Below are 24911 nucleotides of genomic sequence, written 5' to 3' on the forward strand. Positions count from 1 at the left end.
AAAACGAACACTCTCTAAACGAGCCCGCAAAATAATCTTGTGAAATATAGGGTTATGGCTATTCATGTAAAGAAACGCAAAAGGCCGCGAGGATCGCTCCCCGCGGCGTTGTTTTACGCAATTAACAGCTGATGGTTCGCCAGCAGCGTCGCCAGATCCGTCTGCACGCCGTTCAGCGTCACCAGGGTGGTTGGCGAGAACTGACCGCCTGTACCGTCCAGGTCAACCTGGATCTCGGTATTGCTGCCGTTCTGCACCACGCGGATGTAATCGCTGATATTGCCCGCGCTGCTGTCCAGCGTGGCCACGCCGTTCACGTAGCTCGCCGAGCCCGTGCCGGTATAGCCGCTGTCGGAGAGCAGATCGCGCAGGTCAATACGATCCGTGTCCGCGGTCCCTTCCCAGGTACCGACCGTGAAGCCGTTCACCACGTCGTGACCGTTACCGCCCGTTGCATCCGAGGCGTTAATCAGCTTGTAGAGCAACGTATCGTGACCGCCGCTGCCGATGTTGAAGGTGTCGTTTCCGCCGCGCCCTTCGAACTGGTTATCACCGCTGTTGCCGGTAATGACGTCGTCGTAATCCGAGCCGTTGATGCCTTCAATGTTCAACAGTCGCGTGGTACCGAACCCGGTGTTCTGCGCGGTTGAGAGGCGCAAGTCAACGTTAACGCCGGAGGTCGCGTTGCGGTAATCCACCACGTCCATCCCACCGGTGTTGCTCCAGGTGTCGTAGTCGGAGTGGGTATTCCAGCCGCCGGAACCGTTGTAGGTATAGGTGCCATCCTCTGCGATGAAGGTGTCGTTATACCCGGTCCCGGTGATGGTCCCGCTGTGGCCACCGGTGGTAGCTTCGGCCGTCAGGACATAGCCCTCTTTGCCGTTGCCCGCCTCCAGGCCGGTCCAGGTGACGTTATCCGACACGCCGTTGGTGATCTTCAGGATCTCCGCCGAGTAAGTCTCATTCGGGTCCAGCCCGTAGAAGCTCACCAGCGCAGAGGTATCGTTCGACCCGATACCGGACTGGGCGTTGATGATCTGCGAGGCCACCAGCACGCCCGCGGCGTTGTACAGATTGACCGTGTTACCGTAGTAGGCGTTGATGCCCTCGCTGTCGACAATGTGCAGGTGCATCGCGGTGCCATCAGCAATGGTTTTGCTGTTTTGCACCAGCACCACCTTGCCGTTCTGCTGAGAGACCAGCAGATCCTGCGCGCCGTCCCAGTTGTAGTCCACTGCCGCCACGCCGGTGACGTTCGCCAGGCCTGACGCCAGCTGGCTTGAGGTCCAGGTGGAACCGTAACCGTTGTTGGTGAACAGGGTCGCCGTCTGCGAGCCGCCGTAGGTGCTGAGCTTGATGATGTCCATCTGCCCGTCACCGTTCCAGTCCACCGCCACCGACAGATAGCCCGCCGTGGCGTTAGAGGCTTCCACCGCGCTCTTGGTGGCAGAGAGCTTCCCGGTACCGTCGTTGTAGTAGATCACCCCGCCGTTGTTGTTGTAGCTGCTGCCCAGGTACAGATCCATGTAGCCATCGCCGTTGAAGTCCGCCCACGTCATGGACGCCGCCGTGGTGGTATTCGAGGCGTTGACCACAAACACGTTGGTCAGGTTCTGGCCGATGGAGAGCGTGCCGTTACCGTTGTTGTTGATCACGGTTAACGAGTACGCGCCGCTGCGGTTGGTGTGCTGAACAATATCCACCGTGCCGTCGTTGTTCAGGTCAACCCCGGAAATTTCGCGCCCGGAATCGAACTGACCGTAGAACCCGCCTTCCCCGCCGGTGCCGTCCGGCGACAGAACGCCGTTGTTGTTCACCAGGTAGGTCAGTGAGTCCATACCGGCATCGCCGTACGCCAGATCCAGATAGCCATCCCCGGTTTTGTCGTACGCGATCACGCCGCCGTACCAGATGGTGGTGCCCATCGCCAGCTGGCTGGCGTTATAGGTGCTGCCATCATAGGTCCACATCACCTGCGTGGAGCCGGCGTAGGTATTCTCGGTCGCGAAGATGTCCTGCGTGCCGTTACGGTCAAAGTCGGCGGCGGTCTGGCTCACCACGTAGTAGCCGCGGGTGTTGGTCAGCGTATTTCCGGCATAGCTCGAATTATCGCTGCTGGAGTAAGACTGGCCGTTAGCAATGATATTCCACAGACCGCTGCTGTTCATGCCGAGGGTCATGGTCGAGTTGTTGCTGTTCCCCGCCGTGGTCGCCCAGTCGGTATTCACCGAAGTGGTATCAATCACCAGGCTGCCGGTCGCCGTACCGGTGGTATTGCCGTTACCCGCGCTGCTCTTCACCTGCGCCGTCACGCTGTAGCTCGACACGCTCAGTGCATCGCCGTCCGGGATCTGCAGATACCAGGTGTTGTGATCCGGGTCGACCACCACCGCACCGCCCGTCTGGGAGGTGTAGGTTTTGCCGTTCACCGTCACCACCAGATATTCACCGTTCACCAGGTCAGCGGAGACAGTACCGCTGACGATCGGCGTAGTGTCCGACGTGGTCTGCGCGGTAATCGCCGCCGTGGTGGTCGGAATGCTGGTATCGACGTTCAGCACAAAGCCGTCCGATTCCGTGTAGTTACCCGCTTTGTCGGTGACGCGCACGATATAGGTGTGATTGCCGTCGCTCAGGCCGTTGTCCTGGAAGGACCAGCTCGCGCTGCCGTTCATGGTCACCTGGCCGAGCAGAACGCCGTCACGGTAGAGCTGCACAATTTCACCGTCGTCCGGGGCGCGGTTCAGCGTCCCGTTGATCAGCGGCGAGTTATCGTCGGTTGCCACCGCGCTGCCAAAGGTGCCCTGACGCTCGCCTTCGCCGTCGGTATAGCTCACTACCGTGCCTACCGTCGCTGGCGGCGTGGTGTCCACGGTCACCACCTGAGAGGCGGTGGAGCCCACGTTGCCCGCCTGGTCGATAATCCGTACCTGGTAGGTATAGTCCCCGTCAGCCAGATCGCGGGTATCGGTGTAGCTCCAGCGCTGGTTGGTGACCGTGGTATCGAGCCAGGTATTCCCGCCGTCGAGGCTGATCTGCACGCGCTCGTCGTTTGCCAGCGCGCTGCCCAGCGAACCGTTGATGGTCAGCGTAGTGTCCATGGTAATGAAATCACTGCCGGACTGGCCGGTATCTTCGCTGATGCTGTCGATGGTGACGCCGTACTGCGGCGCCTGGGTATCCACCGTCACCGCCTGCGAGGTGGTGGCTCCGACGTTCCCCGCCTGGTCAACGACCCGCACCTGGTAGTTATGGCTACCGTCGGTCAGGGTACGGGTGTCGCTGTAGCTCCACTGCGTCCCGCTAACGGTGGCGTACACCCAGGTGCTGCCGCCGTCCATGCTCACCTGCACGAATTCACCCGCGCCGAGCTCTGCGCCAAGCGTTCCGTGCAGCGTGTACGAGGTCGAACTGGTCAGGAAGTCGTTATTGTCGAAGCCGGTATCCACGGTGATGTTATCCACGGTCACCGTAATCGCCGCATCCGGGGCGACCGTATCGACGGTCACCTGCTGATGGGCGCTGGCCCCCACGTTGCCGGCGGCATCCACCACGCGAACGTAGTAATCATAGGTCTGGTTACCCAGCGTGCGGCTATCGACGTAGTACCAGCTGTTGCCGGTGACGATGACGTTCTGCCAGGTCACGCCGCCGTCGATGCTGATCTGGGCATATTCGCCGTCGGCAAGCGTCGCGCCGAGCGAGCCGTGCAGCGTCAGGGACGTATCGTTGGTGATAAAGTCGCTGCTGCTCAGACCGGTATCGTCGCTGATGCTGTCGATAGCGATCGTTTTGCTTGCGTCCGGCGCAACGGTATCAATGGTCACCACCTGGCTGGCGGTGGCGCTGATATTGCCCGCGTCGTCAATCACGCGCAGCTGGTAGTTGTAATCCCCGTCGGCCAGCGTGCGGCCATCGACATAGGTCCAGCTCAGGCCGCTGACGCTGACGTCGGTCCAGGTGACGCCGCCGTCAAGGCTGATCTGCGCGTGGTCGCCGCTGCCCAGCGCCGCGCCGAGCGTCCCTTTCAGGCTGATCTGGCTGTCGCTGGTGATAAAGTCGCTGCCGGACAGGCCCGTATCCTGGGTGATGGAATCGACCGTAATGGTGCTTGCCGCAGGCTTAGTCAGGTCAATCACCACGTCCTGGCTGTCCGTTGCCCCCACGTTACCGGCGTTATCGATAACGCGCACCTGGTACTGATACGTACCGTCCGTCAGGGTGCGGCCATCGGTGTAGCGCCATGTGGTGCCCGTCACGGTCAGGTCAATCCAGGTGGTGCCGCCATCCAGGCTGATCTGCGCCTTCTCGTTGTTGCCGAGCTGCGCGGTCAGCGAGCCGTTGACCACGACCTGGCTGTCGTTGGTGATGAAATCACTCGCGCTCAGGCCGGTATCGTTTTGCAGCGAATCAATCGTAATGCCCATCGACGGCGCGGTGAGATCCACGGTCACGGTGTGGTTATCGCTGCCGCTGTTGCCGATGGTGTTGCTGACCTGCGCGTTGATGACGTAAGAACCGCCGTCTGCCAGCGCGGTCACGTCTGCGCTGCCCACCGTATAGCTCCAGCTGCCGTCATTCTGGACGGTCGCCGTGTAGGTTTTGCCGTTAAGCGTGATGGTCACCGTCTGGCCCGCCGGGGCGTCGGTGGTACCGCTGACGACCAGCGGCGTACCGTGCTCGGCGGCGTTGACGATATCGTCCTGCGCAAAGGTGTTAATGGTGATGGTTGGGACATCGCCGTTCAGCGTTACGTCGTGCGTCGCGCTGCCCGGGTTGCCCGCCTTATCGCTTACCGAAGCGGTGATGGTGTACTCCCCGTCGCTCAGGCCGAGGAAATCACGGCCCGGCACGAAGACAGACCACGAACCGTCTGCCCCGACGGTCGCCTGATAGCTGTGCCCGTTGAAGGAGACGGTCACCGTCTGGCCCTGTTCCGCCGTGGTGGTGCCGCTGATGGTCTGGCCCGCCAGCTGCTCCGCGTTGTTGACGATGTCGTCATCGGCGACGGTGCTGATGGTCACGGTTGGCGCGACGGTATCCACCGTTAAGGTGTGCGTGGTCTGGCCGCTGTTACCGGCTTTGTCGTTGACCGAGGCGGTGACCGTCAGCGCGCCCTGGCTCAGGGCGGCCAGATCTGCCGCCGGAACATCCAGCGTCCACGTCCCGTCGTTCGCGACGGTGGCGGTGTAGGATTTGCCGCCCAGCGTCACGGTGACGGTCTGACCCGCCTCCGCGCTGGAAGAGCCGTGCACGGTCAGCGGCTGCTGCGCTTCTGTCGCGTTCAGCATATCGTCAGCCGACAGCGTCGCGATGCTCACGACCGGCGCAGTGGTATCCACGCTGATGCCGTGCGTCGCCGACGCGCTGTTGCCCGCGCTGTCCTGCGCCGACACGGACACCTGATAGCTCGCGCCATCGGCCAGGGCGCCCACGTCGGCGGCCGGTACGGTGGTCGTCCAGCTGCCGTCGCTCTGGATGGTGGCCGTATAGCTCTTGCCGTTCAGCGTCACGGTAACCTGGGTCCCGCTGGCGAACTGGGCGCTGGAGCCGTTAATCACCAGCGAGTTGCCCGCCTCAGCCGCGTTGATGACGTCATCGCCGCTGAGGGTATTGATGGTCAGCGCCACGGAGGCGGTGTTGACCACCACGTCGTGAGTCTGGGTGCTGCTGTTGCCCGCGCTGTCGGTAATCGTCGCACTGAGGGTCACGGTGCCGTCGGTCAGCGCGGAAATCACGCTGGCCGGAACGCCCACGCTCCAGTTACCGCTGGCGTCCACGGTGGTGGTGTACTGGTTCGAACCGATGGTGATGACCAGCTTATCGCCGACGCTCGCGCCGGTTGCCGTGCCGCTGACGATCTGCGCCTGCCCGTGCTCCACGCTGTTGATGACGTCATCGCCCGCGACAGCGTTAAAGCTGACGGTCGGCGGCGTGGTATCAAGCGTAATCGCTTTGCCCGCGCTGCCCGGGTTACCCGCGGCGTCGCTCACGCTGACCTGCACGGTGTAGCCGTTATCCGCCAGAGCGGACAGGTCGGTACCCGGCACGTTCACGCTCCAGATTCCACCCTGCTGCACCTGCGCGGTATAGCTCTTACCGCCCAGCGCCACGGTGACCGTCTGACCGACTTCCGCCGTGGTGGTGCCGGAAATAGCCACGCCCGCAGACGCTTCGCTGGCGTTAATCACGTTATCGCCCGCGACCGTATCGATGGTCACGGCTGGCGCGGTCGCATCCACGCTGTACTCCCGGCCCGCAGAGGCGCTGTTGCCGTGCGCGTTGGTGACGCTCACCTGCACGCTGGCATCGCCGTCCTTCAGGCCCGCGAGATCCGCAGACGGCACGGTGGCCGTCCAGTTACCGTCAGCGTCCACTTTCGCGGTGTACGTCTTGCCGCCGAAGGTGATGGTAACGGTCTGGTTTTCCTCCACGTTCGAGGTGCTGCCGGACAGGACCAGATCCGCGCCTTTCTCCGCCGCGTTAATCACGTCGTCGGTGGCAATCGCATCGATGCTGACGGCAACGGCAGACAGATCGACGGTGACATCGTGGCTGATGGTCACCAGGTTGCCCGCCGCGCTCTGGCCTGCAACGGTCACGGTGACCGTACCTGCTGAGAAGGCGCCGACGTCTGCCGCCGGGATCGCCGCGCTCCAGGTGCCGTCTGCCAACACGGAGGCCGCATAGGTTTTTCCGTTGACGGTGACGGTGAGCGTGGTGCCTGCCGCCAGCCCGTCGCTGGAGCCGGTGACGATCAGATTCTGCCCGTGCTCGATGCTGTTGATCACATCGTCGCCCGCCACGGTATCGACGCGCAGGCCCGGCAGGCTGGCGTCGATAGTGATTTCGCGCTCGCCCGCGCCGGTGTTGCCGTGGCCGTTGGTGACGGTCGCCGACACGGTCAAATCACCGTTGCCCAGCGCGGTCAGGACGGATTCCGGCACGTTAACGGACCAGGTCAAATCGTTCTGTACCGTCGCGGTGTACGTATTGCCGCCAATGGATACGGTGACGGTATTGCCCGCTTCCGCGTTCGCTACCTTGCCGCTGATGGTCTGGCCAGTTGCCACTTCCGCCGCGTTGATGACGTTATCGCCCGCAATGGTGTTGATGGTAACGGTCGGCAGCGCGGTGTCGACCAGCAGGGTCGCCGTATTGCTGACGCTGTTGCCCACGCCGTTGGTCGCGGCTGCGCTCAGGGTGTAGTTGGCTTCGCCCAGACCCGCGAGATCCGCTGCCGGAACCGTCAGGCTCCAGGAGCCGTCTGCCGCGGTCGTGGCCGAATAGTTTTTGCCGTTGAGGGTCACGGTCACCACGGTGCCTTCCGCCAGGTTGGCGCTGGTGCCGCTCACGCTCAGATCCTGACCTTTTTCCAACGCGTTCAGCACGTTATCGCCGCTGATGGCGTTGAACGCCACGGACGGCAGACCGGTATCGACGGTCACGTTATGCGTGCCGGTGCCGGTATTGCCCGCCGCGTCGGTGACGGACGCCGTGACGGTCACGGTGCCGTCGCTGAGGCCGGAAATCACGCTTGCCGGTACGCCGACGCTCCAGTTCCCCACCGCGTCCAGCACGGTGGTGTAGGTCTGACCGTCGATGGTCACGGTGACCTTATCGCCCGCTGCCGCGCCGGTGGCGGTGCCGCTGATGATGTGCGCCTGGCCATGCTCAACAAGGTTAATCACGTCGTCGCCCGCCACGGTGTTGATGGTCACCGCCGGAACGGTGACGTCCACTGTCAGGTTGTGATCAACGGACGCCGGGTTACCCGCCTTGTCGCTGACGCTTACGGTGACGGTCACGCTGCCGTCCGTCAGGGCCGCAACATCGGCCGCCGGGACGTTCAGCGTCCAGCTGCCGTCCGCGCCTGCGGTTGTTGTGTAGTCTTTGCCGTTCAGCGTCACGGTCACCGTCTGGCCCGCTTCGGCGGTGGTGGTGCCGGACACGGTCAGGTCGCTCTTCGCTTCGGCGGCATTCAGGATATCGTCGGTCGCCAGGGTGTTGATGGTCACGGACGGCGCGGTCGCATCCACGCTGTACTCGCGGCCCGCCGAGGCGCTGTTGCCGTTGACGTTGGTGACGCTCACCTGCACGCTGGCATCGCCATCCTTCAGACCCGCCAGATCCGCAGACGGCACGGTGTAAGTCCAGTTACCGCTGTCGTCTACTGTCGCGGTATAGATTTTGCCGTTCAGGCTGATGGTCACGGTCTGCCCGGCTTCCACGTTGGTGGTCGCACCGGACAGCACCAGATCCGCGCCCTTCTCCGCCGCGTTAATTACGTCGTCGGTGGCGATGGCGTTGATGCTGATGGCAACGGTCGCCAGATCCACCGTCACGTCGTGGCTGATGGTAATCGGATTGCCCGCTGAGCTGTCGCCGGTCACGCTGATTTTGACGGTGCCTTCCGGCCACGCGCTCACGTCGGTAGACGGAACAGCTGCACTCCAGGTGCCGTCCGCCAGCACCGTGGCCGCATAGTTTTTGCCGTTGACGGTGACGGTCAGCGCCGTGCCTGGCGCCAGCCCGTCGCTGGATCCGCTGACGATCAGGTTCTGCGCGTGCTCGATGCTGTTGACCACGTTGTCGCCCGCCACGGTATCGACGCGCAGACCCGGCAGGTTAGCGTCGATCGCGATCTCGCGCTCGCCGGTGCCGGTGTTGCCGTGTCCGTTGGTGACGGTCGCCGTCACGCTCAGGCTGCCGTTGCCGAGCGCCGTCAGCACGTCTGACGGCACGTTGACGGACCAGGTCAGATCGTTCTGCACCGTCGCGGTGTAGCTGTTGCCGCCAATGGTCACGGTCACGGTATTGCCCGCTTCGGCATTCGCCACGGTGCCGCTCAGCGTCTGGCCTGCGGCCACTTCCGCCGCGTTGATGACGTTATCGCCCGCCACGGTGTTGATGGTAACGGTCGGCAGCGCGGTGTCCACCAGCAGGTTCGCGGTGTTGCTCACGCTGTTGCCCACCCCGTTGGTGGCGGTCGCGTTCAGGGTGTAGTTGGCCTGACCCAGACCGGCCAGATCCGCTGCCGGAACCGTCAGGCTCCAGGTGCCGTCTGCCGCCGTGGTGGCCGTGTAGTTTTTACCGTTGAGGGTCACGGTCACCACGGTGCCTTCCGCCAGGTTGGCGCTGGTGCCGCTGACGCTCAGATCCTGACCCTTTTCAACCGCGTTCAGGACGTTGTCATCGCTGATGGCGTTGAAGCTGACCGAAGGCAGACCGGTATCAACGGTCACGTTATGCGTGCCGGTGCCGGTGTTGCCCGCCGCGTCGGTAACCGACGCCGTGACGGTCACGGTGCCGTCGCTGAGGCCGGAAATCACGCTTGCCGGTACGCCGACGCTCCAGTTACCTGCCGCGTCCAGCACGGTGGTGTAGGTCTGGCCGCCGATGGTGACGGTCACCTTATCGCCCGCTGCCGCGCCGGTGGCGGTGCCGCTGATAACGTGTGCCTGACTGTGTTCAGCCACGTTAATCACATCATCACCCGCGATGGTGTTGATAGTGACCGCAGGAACGGTCACATCCACCGTCAGGTTGTGGTCTACGGACGCCGGGTTACCCGCCTTGTCGCTGACCGATGCGGTAACGGTGACGCTGCCGTCGGTTAATCCTGCCAGATCGGCCGCCGGAACGTTCAGCGTCCAGCTGCCGTCCGCGCTGACGATTGTTGTGTAGTCTTTGCCGTTCAGCGACACGGTCACCGTCTGGCCCGCTTCGGCGGTACTGGTACCGGACACGGTCAGATCGCTCTTCGCTTCGGCGGCATTAAGAATGTCGTCCGTCGCCAGGGTGTTGATGGTCACGGACGGCGCGGTCGCATCCACGCTGTACTCGCGGCCCGCCGAGGCGCTGTTGCCGTTGACGTTGGTGACGCTCACCTGCACGCTGGCGTCGCCGTCTTTCAGACCCGCCAGATCGGCCGCTGGCACCGTGGTCGTCCATTTGCCGTCGGCGCCTACGGTCGCGGTGTAGCTCTTGCCGCCGAAGGTGATGGTAACGGTCTGGTTTTCCTCAACGTTCGAGGTCGCCCCGGAGAGCACCAGATCCGCGCCCTTCTCGACGGCGTTAATCACGTCGTCGGCGGCAATCGCATCGATGCTGATGGCAACGGTCGCCAAATCCACTGTCACCTCATGGCTGATGGAGACCGGATTACCGGCGCTGCTCTGGCCCGCAACGGTGACGGTGACCGTGCCTGCATTCAGCGCACCCACGTCCGCAGCCGGGATCGCCGCACTCCAGGTGCCGTCCGCCAGCACGGTCGCAGGATAGGTTTTGCCGTTAACGGTCACGGTCAGCGCCGCGCCCGCCGCCAGCCCGTCGCTGGTGCCGGTAATAATCAGGTTCTGCCCGTGTTCGATGCTGTTGATCACGTCGTCACCCGCCACGGTATCCACGCGCAGGCCCGGCAGGTTAGCGTCGATAGTGATATCGCGCTCAGCGGATCCGCTGTTGCCGACGCCGTTGGTCACGCTGGCCGACACCGTCAAATCGCCGTTGCCCAGCGCCGTCAGCACGTCCGACGGCACGTTAACGGACCAGGAGAGATCGCTCTGCACCGTGGCGGTGTAGCTGTTGCCGCCAATGGTCACGGTCACGGTGTTGCCCGCTTCGGCATTCATCACCTTACCGCTGATGGTCTGCCCGGCTGCCAGCTCCGCCGCGTTAATCACGTCATCGCCCGCAATGGTGTTGACGATCACGCCCGGCAGAACGGATTCCACGTTCACGGTGTGCGACGTGCTGGTATTGTTGCCAACGCTGTCCGTTGCCGATGCGGTGACGGTGTAAAGCGCCTCACCCAGCTGACCGACTTCGCTCGCCGGAACGGTAGTCGTCCATTTCCCGTTATCGTCCACCTGCGCGCTGTACGCTTTGCCGTTCAGCATCACGGTCACCACCGCGCCCGCCGCCAGGCCGGAAGCCGTACCGGAGAGGGTGAGATCCTGTGTTTTCTCAGTATTGTTGATCACATCGTCACCGGAAACGGTGTCAATGGTCAGCCCCGGCGCGGTCAGGTTCACCTCCACGCCGTGCGTGGCGCTGTTGCTGTTGCCCGCTTTATCGGTCAGCGCCGCGGTAATGGTGTAATCCCCGGCGGCCAGCGCGGTGACGTCCACCGCAGGCACGCCAACGCTCCAGTTGCCGGAGGCATCCAGTGTGGCGGTGTACGATTTGCCGTTGAGGGTAACGGTGACCACATCACCCGCCGCCGCGCCGGTCACGGAACCCGTGACAATCAGGGCCTGCGCATGCTCGGCGCTGTTGATCACGTCGTCGTCGGAAACGGTGTGGATGGTCAGCTGCGGAACGGTGGTATCCACCAATACGTCGCGATCCGCAGAGGCCGGGTTGCCTGCCTTATCCGATACGGCGGCGCTGATGGTGTAGTTGCCGTCGGTAATACCGCTCAGATCCGCGGACGGCACGGTCACGCTCCAGCTGCCGTTAGCCTCAACGGTGGTGGTGTAGTCCACGCCGTTCAGCGTCACGGTGACGGTCTGGCCCGCTTCGGCGTTGGTCACGCCGTTAACGACCAGATCCTGCTGCGCTTCGGCCGCATTGATGATGTTGTTGTCGCTGACAATTTCAATAGATACCGTCGGCGCGGTGGCGTCCACGCTGTACTCGCGGCCTGCCGACGCGCTGTTGCCGTTCACGTTGGTGACGCTTACCTGCACGCTGGCATCGCCGTCCTTCAGGCTGCCCAAATCGGCAGACGGTACGGTCGCCGTCCAGTTGCCGTCGGCATCCACCGTCGCGGTGTACGACTTGCCGCCGAAGGTGATGGTGACGGTCTGGTTTTCTTCTACGTTGGTGGTGGAGCCGGACAGCACCAGGTCCGCGCCTTTCTCCGCCGCGTTGATTACATCGTCGGTGGCGATGGCGTTGATACTGATGGCAACGGTCGCCAGATCCACCTTCACGTCATGGCTGATGGAAACCGGATTGCCCGCCGCGCTCTGGCCGTCCACGGTCACGGTGACCGTGCCCGCATTCAGCGCGCTGACGTCCGCCGCCGGAATGGCTGCCGTCCAGGTCCCGTCCGCCAGCACGGTGGCCGCGTAGGTTTTGCCGTTGACGGTGACCGTTAACGCCGCGCCCGTTGCCAGGCCTTCGCTGGAGCCGGTGATAATCAGATTCTGGGCGTGCTCAATGCTGTTGATCACGTCGTCGCCCGCTACGGTATCGACGCGCAGGCCCGGCAGGTTGGCATCAATGGTGATGTCGCGCTCGCCGGTTCCGGTGTTGCCGTGGCCGTTGGTGACGCTGGCTGACACGGTCAGATCGCCGTTCCCGATGGCGGTTAAGACCGTAGACGGCACGTTGACCGACCAGCTCAGATCGTCCTGAACCGTCGCGGTCCAGATGTTGCCACCAACTGAAATAGTGACAGTGTCACCGCTCGCCGCGCCGCTTACTTTGCCGCTCAGGGTCTGACCGGCAGCCACTTCCGCTGCGTTGATAACATCGTCCGTGGCGACAGGGTTGATGGTGACCTGCGGCAGCGCGCTGTCGACCAGCACGCTGTGGCCGGTGCTCGCGCTGTTGCCTGCAGCGTCGGTTACGCTCGCCGTCACGACGTAGCTTGCTTCGCCCAACGCGGAGACGTTTGCCGCCGGAACGGTAACGCTCCAGTTCCCGCTGGCGTCGGTAGTCGCCGTATAGTTAATCCCGTTCAGGGTCACTATGATGCTGGTTCCGTCCGGCTGGTTGCTGGTGCCGGACACCAGCAGATCCTGGCCTTTCTCGGTCGCGTTGATCACGTCGTCAACCGCCAGGGTATTGATGGCAACCACCGGCGCGGTCAGGGAAACGTTAAACGCGTGCGTCTCGGTGGTGCTGTTACCGGCTTTATCGGTGAGGGTCGCGGAGATCGTCTGTTCGCCGTTAACCAGCGCACCTACGTCCGCCGCCGGAACGCCCACGCTCCAGCTGCCGGACGCGTCCAGCATGGCGGTGTAGTCTTTGCCGTTCAGGGTCACGGTAATCACGTCACCCGCCTGCGCGCCCGTCACCTTACCGGAGACGATCAGCGCCTGGCCGTGCTCGGCAATATTCACGACGTCGTCGCCCGCAACGATGTTGAATGAAATCTGCGGTACGGTGGTGTCGACCAGCACCGAGGAGCCCGCGCTGGCCGGGTTGCCAGCCTTATCGGACACGGTCGCCGTGACCGCCGCGCTGCCGTCGGCGATGCCTGCCATATCCGCCGCAGGCACGTCCAGCGTCCAGCTGCCGTCCGCCTGCACCTGCGCGGTGTACTGATTGCCGTTGAAGGTCACGGTGACCGTCTGGCCTGCTTCGGCAGTCGAGGTGCCGCTCAGGGTCAGATCCTGCGCCGCCTCAGCCGCATTAAGCATGTTATCGCCGCTGATGGTGTTAATGGTCACCGTCGGCGCGGTGGTATCGACGCTGAATTCCTGCGCCGAAGACGCCGCGTTGCCGTTCACGTTGGTGACGGTGACCTGCACGCTGGCGTCACCGTCTTTCAGGCTGCTCAAATCGGCTGCCGGAACGGTCCAGGTCCAGTCGCCGTTGGCATCCACCGTCGTGGTATAGGTTTTACCCGCGAAGGTGATGGTCACGGTCTGACCCGCTTCAACGTTGGACGTGGTGCCGGAAAGCAGCAGATCCTGGCCTTTTTCCGCCGCGTTGAGCACGTTATCGTCGGTCACGCTGCTGATGGTGATGGCGACAGGCGCGAGATCGACGTCCACGACGGTGCCGATAGCCACCGGGTTGCCGGAAGCATCCTGCGCGCTTGCCTTGATATCCAGCGAACCGTCCGTCCACTGGGACACATCAGCCGCCGGTACTGCCGCCTGCCAGGTACCGTCCGCCAGCACCGTTGCAGAATAGGCTTTACCGTTAATGGTCACGGTTACGGCGCTGCCCGCCGCCAGATCGGTGCTGGTACCGGACACAATCAGGTTCTGGGCGTGTTCGATCGCGTTAATGACGTTATCGCCCGCGACGGTATCAATGCGCAGCCCCGGAAGCTGGGCGTCGATGGTGAAGTCGAGAGAAGAAGAGCCGGTATTGCCGTGGCCGTTGGTCACGCTGGCGGATACGGTGAGGTCGCCGTTGCCGAGCGCGGTGAACTGGCTCTCACTTAACGGCAGGCTCCAGGTGAGATCGTCCTGCACGGTGGCCGTGTACGTCTGGCCGCCAAGGATGATAGTGACAGTGTCACCTGACGCCGCGTTCGTCACCTTACCGGTCAGGGTTTGCCCTGCCGCCACTTCCGCTGCGTTAACGATATTGTCGCCCGCCAGGGTGTCGATCGTGACCACCGGCAGCGAGCTGTCCACCAGCACATCGTGCGTGGTTGAGGCGCTATTGCCTACGTTATCCGTGACGCTCGCCGTCACGGTGTAATGGGCTTCTCCCAGCGCGCTTACGGCCGAGGCCGGTACGGTCACGCTCCAGTTTCCGCTGGCGTCAGCGGTGGCGGTGTACTGAATGCCGTTCAGAGTCACCGTAATGGTTGTGCCTTCCGGCTGGTTGCTGGTGCCGGAGAGCAGCAGATCTTCGCCCTTCTCGGTCGCGTTGATCACGTCGTCCGCCGCCAGCGTGTTGATACCGATGACAGGCGTCAAGGTGTTCACCACCACATCCAGCGAATTGCTTCCGGTGTTGCCGGATCTGTCGGTCACGGAGACGTCGATAGTCCAGGTGCCGTCGGTCAGCCCCTGTACGACGGATGCCGGCAGGCCAAGGCTCCAGTTGCCGGATGCATCCACCACGGTGGTGTAGTCGACGCTGTTAATGGTGATGGTGACCAGGTCGCCCGCCGCCGCACCGGTGACGGAACCGCTCAGGATCTGCGCCTGTGAATGGGCGAGCTGGTTTACGGTGTTGGTGTCGGTGACAAAGTCGTTGATGGTCACCTGCGGTACGGTCGCGTCCACCAGACCCACGCGATCGGCGCTGCTGGCGTTGCCCGCCACGTCGCTGACGGTGGCCGTCACGGTAACGATGCCATCCGTCAGGGCACCCACATCTGCCGCCGGGACGCTCAGCTGCCAGGTACCGTCCGTCTGGACCGTGGTCTGATACGTTTTGCCGTTCAGCGTCACGGTGACCGTCTGGCCGGGTTCCGCACTGCTGCTGCCGCTTAACAGTAAATCCTGCTGCGCTTCAGCGGCATTGATGATGTTGTCGGCGGTCAGGTTATCGAGCGTAATCGCCGGAGGCTGCGTATCCACCGTGACCACGCGCGACGCGTCGGCGCTGTTGCCGCTGACGTTAGTGACGCTGACGCTCACCTGCGCGCGCCCGTCGATCAGGGTTTCCATGGCGCTGGCGGGTACGGTCAGGCTCCAGGAGCCATCCTGCTGCACCTGCGCGGTGAAGGTCTGGTCGGCGAATTTCACCACCACGGTCTGCCCCGCCTCCACGCCCTGCGTCTGGCCGGAAAGGGTTAAATCACTGCCTTTTTCTGCCGCATTCAGCAGGTCATCGCCGGAGACGGTATCAATGGTGACCGCCACGGCGTTCAGATCGAGTTCAATCGGGTGTTCAGCCGCAACCGGATTGCCCCAGGCATCTACCGCGCTGACGCTAACCGTCATGCCGCCCGCCGTCCAGGCCTGCAGGTCCGCCGCCGGAACGCCGATCTGCCAGTTGCCGCTGGCGTTCACCGCGGTAACGTACTCCACGCTGTTGATGGTGACGATAATCTGCGTGCCTGCGGCCAGATGGGTGCTGGAGCCGGTGACGCTCAGATCCTGCTGCTGTTCGATGGCGTTGATCACGTCATCGCCGGAAATGGTGTTCACGCGCAGACCCGGCAGCTCCGCGTTGATGTTGATATCACGCTCGCCGGTGCCGGTATTGCCGTGCCCGTTGGTGACGGACGCGCTGAAGGTTAAATCCCCGTCGCCGAACGCCTGAAGATCCGCTGACGGGATTTTCACGCTCCAGGTCAGATCGCTCCCAACCGTTGCGGTGTAGCTCTTGCCGCCGGCTGTGATGGAGACGGTATCGCCCGCCGCCGCGCCGGTGACGCGACCGCTGAGGGTTTGTTCGACGCCCGCTTCGGCGTTATTGACCAGGTTGTCGCCCGCAAATGTGTTGATGATGACCTGCGGAAGTACGGTATCCACCAGCAGATTCGCCTCGGCAGAACCGCTGTTACCTACGCTGTCGGTCCCGCTGACGCTGACGGTATAAAGCGTGTTCGCCAGATTCAGGACGTCGGAAACCGGCACCTGGACTGCCCAGATACCGTTTTCTACGGTGGCCTGATAGCTGACGTTGTTGAGCGTCACGGTGATGGCGCTGCCGTCCGGCAGATTGCTGGTGCCGGTCAGGCTCAGCGGCTGCATCGCCTCCTGGGCATTCAGCACGTTGTCCTGGCTGATGGCGTCAATCGTAAATTCCGGCGGGTGTCCACTCAGCGTAATGCCGTGCGTGGCGCTGCCGGTGTTGCCTGCCGCGTCAGTGACGGAAACCGAAAGCGTGTGGTTGCCTTCACCCAGCGCGCCCAGCACGGACGCCGGAACGCCCACGCTCCAGCTGCCGTCCGCCAGCACCACGCCGGTGAAGGTCTGGCCGCCAAGGGTCACGGTGACCACATCGCCCGCCGCCGCGCCGCTCGCCAGCCCGGAGATAATCTGCGCCTGGCCCTGCTCGCTGATATTGAGTGTATCGTCGCCCGCCACGGTATGGATGGTGACGACCGGTGCGGCGGTATCCACCGTGAAATCTGCCGTTACGGACGAGCCGTTGCCCGCTTTGTCGCTAACGTTAACCGTCAGGGTGTGATTGCCCTCATTCAGCGCCTGCACGTCGTTCACATCAAGCGTGACGGACCAGGTGCCGTCGCTGCCCACCGTGGCGTTATAGTTTTTACCGTTCAGCGTGACCGTGACGATCTGACCGGCTTCCGCGTTCGTTTTACCGGTCAGGGTCAGCGGCTGGTTGTGCTCAGCCGCATTAATGATGTTGTCCTGCGCGAGGGTATCGACAGAGAGGGTTGGCGCAGTGGTATCCACGCCAATCGTCTGGCTTCCGCTGACGGTGTTACCCGCCGCGTCTTTGCCGCTGACGTTGACCGTCCAGGTACCATCGCCCAGCGCCTTCGCGTCTGCCGCAGGCACGTCAACGCGCCACGCGCCGTCTGCTCCCACTTCAGCCGTGTAGGTTTTGCCGTTCAGCGTCACGGTGAGTTCGGTACCCTGCGCCAGGTTTTTGCTGGCACCCGAAAGCGTAAAGCCCGCGGATTGCTCGCTGGCGTTCAGCACGTTATCGCCCGCCGTGGTGGCCAGCGTAATGGCGGCTTCGGCGGTAGAGACCGTCACGGTGATACTGCCCGCTGAGGTGGTTTTACTGCCGTCGATCTGCACGACTGACCAGGTGTGCTCCCCGTCCGTCTGGGTCGGTAACATTACCGTCCAGGTGCCGTCTTTACCGACCATGGTGCTGGCAATGGTGCTGCCGCTGCTGTCTTTGATCTGGATGGTCGCACCCGGCTGACCGGTGCCGCTAAAGGTTGGGTTGCTGTCGTCCGTGATCTCGTTTGCACTCAGCACGCCCTGCTTGTCACCCGCTTTATCCGAGAGCAAGAAGGTCGGCGTAGCGCTTTCAACTTCTTTGGTGTTATCAATAACTTTCGTTTTAGTTTCGCCGTCACCGCCGTTTGCCAGCAGCGCCCCGATGGCACCGCCACCTAATGCCGCTCCCGCAATCCAGCCCCACGGGGCGTCGCTTAAGACGCTTTCCTGCTCGAGGAAAGGCTGAATGCTGCTAATCGGTGTGGCCTGCGCGGTTAACTCGGTCACCGCAGCACCCGATGCTTCCCCGGTATCGGCAAAAGAAATATGCGTCAGTTCCTGACGATCGTTGAATACCAGCTCTGACTGATTATGCGTTTCAGGATCTTCAACAAAATAGTTATTGCAGCGAATAACGCTGCCATCTTTCATATAAATGAGGAGATCTTTACCCTGGCGGACATAGCGCACCACATCCTGAGCAGAACCCTGGATTTCAATCACGCTCGGGGATGAAATAGAGACCGACAGATTTCCTTCGCCGGTTAATTTCGTTTTCTCCGCCGTTTTGCGAATGATGACATCAACAACTTTTACGTTACTCATATTCTTCTCCTTGCAGGTGTACGGATTCCTGTGGATATGTCCACCAGACGGATGTAGCTATCCCTGGGAAAAAACACCCATTATTGTCAGACTTATTTCGCGCAGAAAGGCGCGTCTTTTTTTAACTCAAATCGGGTAATTTTGCGGCTGCGTTTTTCTCTATTCCGATAAGCGGCATCAAATTATCAACCGCGGAAGCAAAATTAATTGCCGAACTCCAGCCGTCATACTCGGCGAGTATTTTCGCTGAGGTGGCCTGCCAGACATCCTGCTCAACGCTGAGCAGATCGTTAATGCTGCGCTTGCTCAGGGTGTATTCATTTTTATAAACATCGCGGGCCCGCAGGGCATTTTCCAGCTGCTGCTTTCCGGCCTCCATTCTTCCCCGTGCGCCGGTCCAGTCCGCCTGCGCGACGGAGGCTTTTTGCAGGACATCAAAACGCGCCTGATCGACCTGAGAAGAGGCCATGGCCCGTGCGCCTTCAGCCTGCCGAACGCGAGCGGAAACCGCGCCCCCCTGATACAGCGGCGCGTCGATATTGAGCTGGATCTGGTCGTCCCAGTACGAACGGTTGTCCGATTCATAACGGGTGCGCCCACCCTTCAGGCTTAACGTCGGCCAGTGCTGGGACTTCGCCGTTTCCACGCCATACTGAGCCGAACGTTCCATGTTCTGCGCGGCCATCACCGCCGGTATCAGGGAATAATCGATGCGGTTGAGCGAGTCAGGCTCCACGGCAAGATTCGCGGGCACCGGCGAATAAGCCTCTGCCTGCATTCCGGTTAATACCGCAAGCCTGGCGCGCGCGCTGTTTAAGGCGGCGTGATACTGCGCGACCGTCGCCTGCATGCCGGCAATGCGCGTGCGGGTCTGAAGCTCATCGGAGGTGGAACTCACGCCCGCGTCTGCGCGCAGCTTTGCCAGCTGCTCGACGTTTTTGAGCGCCTGAACGTTATCAATTGCCGCCTGCAGCAGATCGGAATAGCGTTTGACCTCTACATAGCTCAGCGCCGTTTTCTCCGCCACGTCCGAAAGCGTGCCCATCAGCTGATAGCGGTAGCTATCGCGCTGGGCGGAGGACTGGCTGATGCTGTTATTGGTTTTGCCAAAATCGTACAGCAGCTGCGTCAGGCTCAGCCCCCAGGCGGCTGAATTTTTCAGCGACCCGCTGGAATCGGTGGTCTGGCTGTGCCCTGTACTTCCGTTCAGCGATATTTGCGGCATCCAGCCGCTGCGCGCTTCATCTATTTGTGCCTGGCCAATGCCTAATTGCGCGGCCTGTTGACTAATTGACGGATCGCGATCGATCGCAAAAAGAATACTTTCTTTTAAGGTTGTCGTGGCAACCGGGGCAATGCCCACCTGACTGCTATTGGCGTACGCCGTATTTATGGCTAATGAAATGAATGCCAGTGCTGCTGTAAATCGGCGTAACATAGGCTTTCGTAATATCGTCATGTTATCTCCCTGACTCTGAGTGTTACTCAAGCAAATACCCAAGAAGAGGTATAGATAATTAGACAAATATCTTATTTAGCTACCTTGCTGAATTTAAGGTAATACTCCCCACACCCATTTCCATTGGAGATGAGATCTGCCTGCGTCTAATTTCAATTAAGAATTTACTTATTTCTTAAAGTGGTTAGCAGCATAACAAAATGCGGTATAGCCCACTACACCCACAATGTTAATGCGGTGTTACAAATAAGAAAAAACATGGGGTTTCTGGACAAAACCCTGAAAATAGACTTTCAAATGAAACATATAAACCCACTGTTATTTAAGGAAAATTCCTAATTCGTAATATGCACATTTTTGCGTTAATTTCAGCGCGGGTCAGACACAAAGATTTTCAAAGAAGTGTCAGTTTAAGTAACCCGGCGGATTTGATTGAAATTAAAAACCATTAAATAACTAATGTAAGCAATTAAATACCAATAATTATGGATAAATCAGCTTTTTATTCCACCCAGAAGCAATGTACTGGTTGCATAATCCAAACCGTTAAATAAAACATAACAATAACATAGTGATTAACATTCTAAACGGCTTACTTATACCTGCTTAATAATATTTTAATAATCACGCATCTGAATCATCATGCCTCTGCACATCGTCCTAAGGACATTCCTCTTCTCTCTGCGGCTAAATGCTGTATTATGCAAACTATTGCAACATTTTGCAGGAATACCCCCCATGCACAAAACCGCTCGTCAACGCTACGTCCTGGATTTACTCAGCGAGCAAGGCCAGGCCACCATCACCGAGCTGGCAGAAAAGCTGCAGGTATCAGCGGACACCATCCGTCGGGATCTGACCGACCTGGAAAACCAAGGCCTTGCGCAGAAGAACCACGGCGGAGCCATCGCGCTCAACCTTTCCGCTATGAATCGTCATGGACGCAACACGCTGCTGCCGGAGACCAAACAGCGCCTGGGTAAGCTGGTTGCAAAGCAGGTTCCACCGGGCTCCACCCTGTTTCTGGATGCCGGAAGCACGGTGATGGCCGTCGCCACCTTTCTTCAGGGGCCGCTCACCGTCATTACCACGTCGCTGGATATCGCCCAGCATTTTAGCGACCGGGAAGATATTGAGCTGATCCTGCTCGGCGGGAAATGGGACCACAAGCAGCGACTGTTTGCCGGAAGCGCCACGCTGTCTTTGCTGTCCCGGTATCGGGCAGATATCGCCATACTTGGGGCGTGCGCCATTCATGCCGAACTCGGGTTGAGCGCCGGTAAAGAAGCGGATGCCGAGGTTAAACGCGCGATGCTCGACGCAAGCCATGCGCACTGGATTGTCGCCGACCACCTGAAAATTAACCGCTGCGAGCCGTATCTGGTTTCCGGGTTATCCAGCATCCAACAACTCTTTTTAGATCGTCCCTGGCCTGAGCTTGGGGACCATAGCGCACTGCAGGTTACGGTGTGCGCGAATTAACGTGGAGAAGGTCATGAGTAAAGTTCAAACAATCAACATTGCGCTGATCGGGTATGGATTTGTCAGTAAAACCTTCCATGCCCCGCTGATCCAGTCTGTGGACGGGATTAAGCTGGCCGTGGTCTCTTCTCGTGATGAAGAGAAGGTTAAACGCGACCTGCCGGACGTACAGGTGGTGGCAACACCGGAAGAGGCTATTCAGCATCCTGATATCGATCTGGTGGTGATTGCCTCCCCCAACGCCACGCACGCCCCGCTGGCGACACTTGCCCTGAACTCGGGTAAACACGTGGTCGTGGATAAACCTTTTACCCTCGACATGCAGGAAGCCCGCGACCTGATTGCGCTGGCGGATGAAAAGCAGCTGCTGCTCTCGGTCTTCCACAACCGCCGCTGGGACAGCGATTTCCTCGGCATTAAGCAGATTATCGAGCAAGGCACGCTCGGCAAGGTTAAACACCTGGAATCGCACATCGACCGTTTCCGCCCGGAAGTTCGCGTACGCTGGCGCGAGCAGAACGTACCCGGGAGCGGTCTGTGGTTTGATCTGGGTCCTCATCTGATTGACCAGACGCTACAGCTCTTTGGCCTGCCGCAGTCGGTTCAGGGGAATATCGCGACGCTGCGCGACGGCGCAGAAATTAACGACTGGGCGCACGTGGTCTTAAACTACCCGGAGCATAAGGTCATTCTGCACGCCAGCATGCTGGTGGCTGGCGGTACGGCACGCTTTACCGTCCACGGGGACAAGGGCAGCGTGGTAAAAGCCAGAATCGATCAGCAGGAAGCGCAGCTGCTCTCAGGGGTAACTCCCGGCAGTGAAGCCTGGGGCGAAGACAGCGACAGCATGGTGTTCTTTGGGGCTGACGGCTCACCGCAGACGATCCCTACCCCGAAAGGCGATCAGCGCCAGTATTACGTCAACGTACGTGATGCGCTGCTCGGGAAAATCACCAATCCTGTCCACCCTGTTGAGGCACTGGCGGTGATGGCCGTATTGGAAGCGGCGGTGAAGTCGTCGGAGACGGGGTCAACGCAGCCGCTGGCGTTAACTGATGAAGAGCGTGCGCTACTGAGTTAAAAAACAAGCCGGGTGGCGCTGCGCCTACCCGGCCTGTTTTTCGCCTTTATTGACGCTTATTCGGCATCATGCGCAGGAGGGTATTATCTTTCCAGAAATAGTGGTGCATCAGCGCCGCCGCCGCGTGCAGGCCAATCACAAAATAGCCCAGGTTCGCCAGCGTCTCGTGCCACTCTTTCAGCACATCAACCAGGTCAAAATTGGACTCCGCCGCATGCGGCATCGCCAGGCCGAAAGCAAACCATTCGCTTCCCCGGTTATACATCATCACAATGCCAATCAGCGGCAGCGCAATAAATAGCAGATACACCACCAGGTGCCCCAGATGGGACATCCCCGTCACCATCGCTTTTGGCTTCGGCTGAATCGGTGGCGCGCGGAATTTCAGGCGAACCAGCAGACGCGTCACCATCAGCACCAGGATACTGATCCCGCACGAGACGTGGATCATATTGATCGCTGGACGCGCGGTGCGAGGGAAGAAACCTTTGAACTCCATGGCGCAGTAGGCGACGATGATTAACAGAAACACCAGCCAGTGGATGCCGATTTGCAGGCTTGTATATTTAGTGCGCATGTCATTTCCCGATTAAAAACAGTTATCGCGCCAACATAATCCCCTTTCCTTAAAAATTCATTAACTTTTCTGTATGGTTTTTCAAATACTTCCTCCCGCATGAAGCATCTTCAATTGCCGCCCTGTCCGTGATGGTCTAAGCCTGGATGAGTTCAAACTGTCGTATCGACACGTTTACAGGAGAACACCATGAGTAAAATTGGCATTAACGGCTTTGGACGCATTGGGCGCCTAGTACTGCGTCGCCTTCTTGAAACCCAGGACAGCAATACCGTCGTCGCCATCAACGACCTCACCTCACCGAAAGTGCTGGCCTACCTGCTCAGGCATGATTCCAACTACGGTGGCTTCCCGTGGAGCGTCGATTTCACCGAGGATGCGCTGATTGTGGACGGTAAAACCATTGCGGTGTACGCCGAAAAAGAGGCGAAGCACATTCCGTGGAAAGCCGCAGGCGTGGATATCGTCGTGGAGTCCACCGGCTTTTATACTTCAGAAGAAAAATCACGGGCGCACCTGGACGCCGGCGCGAAGAAAGTGCTGATCTCTGCGCCAGCGGGTGAGATGAAAACCATCGTCTACAGCGTGAATGACGACACCATTGACGCCAGTGACACCATTATTTCCGTCGCATCCTGCACCACCAACTGCCTCGCCCCGCTGGCGAAAGCCCTGAACGATGCGTTTGAAATAAAAGTGGGCACCATGACCACCATTCATGCCTATACCGGTACGCAGGCGCTGGTGGATGGCCCGCGCGGGAAAGACCTTCGCGCTTCGCGGGCGGCAGCAGAGAATATCATTCCCCACACCACCGGTGCGGCAAAGGCCATCGGTCTGGTGATCCCTGCGCTCAGCGGCAAGCTGAAAGGCCACGCGCAGCGCGTGCCGGTAAAAACGGGTTCGGTCACCGAGCTGGTGGCGATTCTCGGCAAGAAAGTGACCGTTGAGGAGATCAACGCCGCGCTGAAAAAGGCGACGCAGGGCAATAAATCGTTCGGGTATACCGACGAAGAGATTGTGTCGTCCGATGTGATTGGCTCGCATTACGGTTCGGTGTTTGACGCCACGCAGACGGAGGTGTCAGAAGCGGGAGAGCTGCAGCTGGTGAAAGCCGTCGCATGGTATGACAACGAGTACGGTTTTGTGACGCAGCTGGTGCGGACGCTGGATAAGTTTGCGGCGCTGTAATATGTTCCCCCTCTCTCCTGAGAGGGGGTTTACTGAATATTCAGAGAAGCGAGCGTCTGGCCAACGCATCCGCCAGGACCGGGTCCTGCTTTAACTGTCCCCATGCGGCAATCACCGCCTCAGGGAATTCAACATGCGCGATAAAATCCCGCCCGGCCGGACCATAGCCGTTAACGTCATCATACAAACGCGGCAGCTCACCCAGAACCAGTGAAATGTAGCGGTCAACGGGCCACAGTCCGCTATTGCCCGCGCTAAATTCCACGCCCTCTTTGCCATTTTGCAGCGTTGGCGTAAACCCGGGATGGCTTATCCACTGCGGTGATACGGGCTCATCCCGGCAAACGCGGGCAAACGTCGCCATCGTACGGCGCTGCATCGTCGGGTCCTGCACCACCAGCACCCGCCCGGTCACTCGCTGATGCTGTTTCAGCATATTCCAGCTGAAGCGCGCGTTTTCACCGCAGTTGGTGGATTGATCCTCAACCCACAGCTGCGCCTCGGGGATCTGCCAGAACGCCCGCGCAATGTCGGCAAGAATGCTCGCTTCGGCCCGCCCCGTGACCGGTACGGTGTGATAACGCGGATGACTGCCGATGGCGGCGTATAAAAAGGTGGTTGAATGCCCGATGCCGCCGCTAATCAGAAGCGGCACGTCTTTCTGAGAGGCAATCCGGCAGGCCGCCTCAATGGTTGGGATCACCGCGTTTCCTGCCAGGATGACCGCATCGACGTCCGGTTGCTGGCGGCTGCCGCTCAGGTCATCCTGCGCCAGCCATTCACCGACAGTATTGATGGCCGCCAGCGTGGCATCCGGCAGGATGGGAAAATGGGGCTGTTCCATGATGAACTCCTTCTCTCTATTCCTTCAGGGTAGCGACTTCAGGTTCTCAACACAACGGCGACATCGGGCCGCTCTTTTTCCTTAAACTTCCCTTCTACATTTGATTAACATGCGTAAATCATATTCACTTGAATTATCATTTGCGGCAGACGTAGAAT

General features: G+C 60.5%; 7 protein-coding genes. 3 read left to right on the forward strand and 4 right to left on the reverse strand.

Annotated elements, in window-relative coordinates:
• Positions 1-113: 113 nt before the first annotated feature.
• Together NUX24_RS05745 and NUX24_RS05750 are read right to left on the reverse strand one after the other, a co-directional pair.
• Positions 114-18119 carry an Ig-like domain-containing protein gene (locus tag NUX24_RS05745; protein ID WP_257830207.1) on the reverse strand — a complete coding sequence of 6002 codons (18006 nt, stop codon included), beginning with the start codon at positions 18117-18119 and terminating at the stop codon, positions 114-116.
• Between the two features lie 121 nt (positions 18120-18240).
• Complete coding sequence (locus NUX24_RS05750) at positions 18241-19578, reverse strand: TolC family outer membrane protein (protein ID WP_257830208.1); 1338 nt, start codon at positions 19576-19578, stop codon at positions 18241-18243.
• A gap of 738 nt (positions 19579-20316) precedes the next feature.
• Between NUX24_RS05750 and NUX24_RS05755 the strand changes: the two genes are divergently transcribed.
• Positions 20317-21060, forward strand: coding sequence for a DeoR/GlpR family DNA-binding transcription regulator (locus NUX24_RS05755; RefSeq protein WP_047651235.1), 744 nt, complete (start codon positions 20317-20319; stop codon positions 21058-21060).
• A 13-nt stretch (positions 21061-21073) separates the two neighbouring features.
• The gene (locus NUX24_RS05760) at positions 21074-22141 is read left to right on the forward strand and encodes an oxidoreductase (protein WP_257830209.1); all 1068 of its coding nucleotides are present in this window, start codon (positions 21074-21076) and stop codon (positions 22139-22141) included.
• Between the two features lie 46 nt (positions 22142-22187).
• Here the strand turns inward: NUX24_RS05760 and cybB are convergent, their stop codons facing one another.
• Complete coding sequence (cybB, locus tag NUX24_RS05765) at positions 22188-22718, reverse strand: cytochrome b561 (RefSeq protein ID WP_047651233.1); 531 nt, start codon at positions 22716-22718, stop codon at positions 22188-22190.
• A 189-nt stretch (positions 22719-22907) separates the two neighbouring features.
• Here cybB and gap point away from each other — a divergent pair, with 189 nt between their 5' ends.
• Complete coding sequence (gene gap / locus NUX24_RS05770; RefSeq protein ID WP_214575723.1) at positions 22908-23909, forward strand: type I glyceraldehyde-3-phosphate dehydrogenase; 1002 nt, start codon at positions 22908-22910, stop codon at positions 23907-23909.
• Between the two features lie 40 nt (positions 23910-23949).
• On the opposite strand, the gene NUX24_RS05775 is transcribed toward gap, so the two are convergent.
• Positions 23950-24753, reverse strand: a complete 804-nt coding sequence (locus NUX24_RS05775; protein ID WP_257830210.1) for a YdcF family protein — start codon at positions 24751-24753, stop codon at positions 23950-23952.
• Positions 24754-24911 lie beyond the last annotated feature (158 nt).

It is taken from the genome of Enterobacter sp. HG048, from assembly GCF_024702055.1.
GTDB lineage: Bacteria > Pseudomonadota > Gammaproteobacteria > Enterobacterales > Enterobacteriaceae > Enterobacter > Enterobacter dykesii.